The sequence below is a fragment of the Streptomyces sp. AcH 505 genome, from assembly GCF_000818175.1.
Classification (GTDB): Bacteria; Actinomycetota; Actinomycetes; order Streptomycetales; family Streptomycetaceae; genus Streptomyces.
The window spans coordinates 4,547,764-4,549,817 of sequence record NZ_JTIY01000001.1 but is presented as its reverse complement, the minus strand read 5'-3'; the positions used below and the strand labels follow the sequence as shown (position 1 = coordinate 4,549,817).

The window sequence follows — 2,054 nt, the reverse complement described above, 5'->3', positions numbered from 1 at the left end:
CGGCGCGCTGCGGGCGGTACGCGCCGACGCGGCCCGCCATCCGAGCCCCAACGCGGGCCCGGTGGAGGCGGCGTTCGCCGGTGCGCTGGGGGTACGGCTCGGCGGCGCCCTCGCGTACGGCGGCCGGGTCGAGCACCGGCCGGTGCTGAACGAGGCTGCGGGGCGGGCGGTCGAGGTGACCGACATCGAGCGCGCGGTACGCCTGTCGCGACGCGTCACCTGGCTCACGCTGGGCGTCTGTGCGGTGGGGCGGTTCGCGGTCGGGGCCGGGTTCGGGGCCGGGTCCAGGTTCCGGTCCGGAGTTGTTGGTCGGAAGGGGTCGATATGAGGGGCGGCGGACTGCTGGTCGCGGGCACGACGTCCGACGCGGGCAAGAGCGTCGTCACGGCGGGCATCTGCCGGTGGCTGGTGCGCCAGGGGGTGAAGGTCGCGCCCTTCAAGGGGCAGAACATGTCGCTCAACTCGTTCGTGACGCGCGAGGGCGCGGAGATCGGCCGGGCCCAGGCCATGCAGGCACAGGCCGCCAGGGTCGAGCCGACGGCGCTGATGAATCCGGTACTGCTCAAGCCGGGCGGCGACCGCAGCAGCCAAGTGATCCTGATGGGGCGGCCGGTGGGCGAGCTGAGCGCGCGCGGCTACCACGGCGGCCGGCAGGCCGAACTGCTCCAGCCCGTGCTGGACTGCCTCGACGAGCTGCGGAGCACGTACGACGCGGTGATCTGCGAAGGCGCCGGCAGTCCCGCCGAGATCAACCTCCGCCGTACCGACATCGTGAACATGGGCATCGCGCGGGCCGCCCAACTGCCGGTCGTGATCGTCGGGGACATCGACAGGGGCGGGGTCTTCGCCTCCTTCTTCGGCACGACGGCGCTGCTGAGCGAGGCGGACCAGTCGCTGGTCGCCGGGTATCTGATCAACAAGTTCCGCGGCGACGTGTCGTTGCTCGAACCGGGGCTCGACATGCTGAAGGGGCTGACCGGGCGCGCCACCTACGGGGTGCTGCCGTGGCGGACCGGGCTCGGCATCGACGAGGAGGACGGGCTGCGGGTGTCGCAGCACGGCACCGTACGCGAGTCGCGCGTCGCGCCGCCGTACGGCGAGGACGGGCTGCGGGTGGCGGTGTGCGCGGTGCCGCTGATGTCCAACTTCACCGATGTGGACGCGCTGGCGGCCGAACCGGGTGTGGTGGTGCGGTTCGTCGACCGGCCCGAGGAACTGGCCGACGCCGACCTGGTGGTGGTGCCCGGCACGCGCGGCACGGTGAAGGCGCTCGGCTGGCTGCGGGAGCGCGGCCTGGCCGACGCGATAGCCCGGCGGGCGGCGGACGGCAGGCCGGTGCTGGGGATCTGCGGCGGGTACCAGATGCTCGGCGAACGGGTCGAGGACGACGTCGAGTCGCGGGCCGGCGTGGTGCCGGGGCTCGGACTGCTGCCGGTGCGGGTGCGGTTCGCCGTGGCGAAGACGCTGGCCCGGCCGGTGGGTCACGCGCTGGGCGAGGCCGTCGAGGGGTACGAGATCCATCACGGCGTGGCGGACGTGCGGGGCGGCGAGCCGTTCGTGGTCGACGGGGAGGGGCGGGCGCTGGACGGCTGCCGGGTGGGTGCGGTGCGGGGCACGCACTGGCACGGGGCGCTGGAGAGCGACGCGTTCCGGCGGCGGTTCCTCACGGAGGTGGCGCGGGAGGCGGGGCGGCGGTTCGTCCCGGCGCCCGACACGAGTTTCGGGGAGCTGCGGGAGGCGCAGCTGGATCTGCTGGGTGATCTGGTCGAGGAGCACGCCGATACGGACGCGCTGATGCGGCTGATCGAGGACGGGGCGCCGACGGGGCTGCCGTTCGTTCCGCCGGGTGCGCCGTGACGGCCGTGCGGCGCGGTGTCGCCGTCCGGCGCGGTGTCGCCGTCCGGCGCGGTTTCGTTGCGGGTTTTGGTTGCGGTTGTTGCCGGGTGCCGTTCCGGGGTCGTGTCCTGCGCTGCATGATTTACGGCGCGTACTCGCCTGACGCGGAGCCACCGCCGAGATGCGCCACAAATCACGCTCTACGCTCCGGACACCAC

2 protein-coding genes are annotated in these 2,054 nt (G+C 73.5%); both read left to right on the top strand.

The window, feature by feature from the left end:
• Nucleotides 1-328 (top strand): cobalamin biosynthesis protein (locus HY68_RS20780; protein WP_041991032.1); only part of this gene is annotated, 328 nt, incomplete at its 5' end.
• Nucleotides 325-1,857: a cobyric acid synthase gene (locus HY68_RS20775; RefSeq protein ID WP_041991031.1), complete on the top strand. Its 1,533-nt coding sequence runs from the start codon at nt 325-327 to the stop codon at nt 1,855-1,857. The genes HY68_RS20780 and HY68_RS20775, both read left to right, overlap by 4 nt.
• The last annotated feature ends 197 nt before the right edge of the window (nt 1,858-2,054 follow it).

Excerpts from the sequence above, each read along its gene's own strand:
- HY68_RS20775 (WP_041991031.1), top strand. The coding sequence starts at position 325 with ATGAGGGGCGGCGGACTGCTGGTCGCGGGCACGACGTCCGACGCGGGC.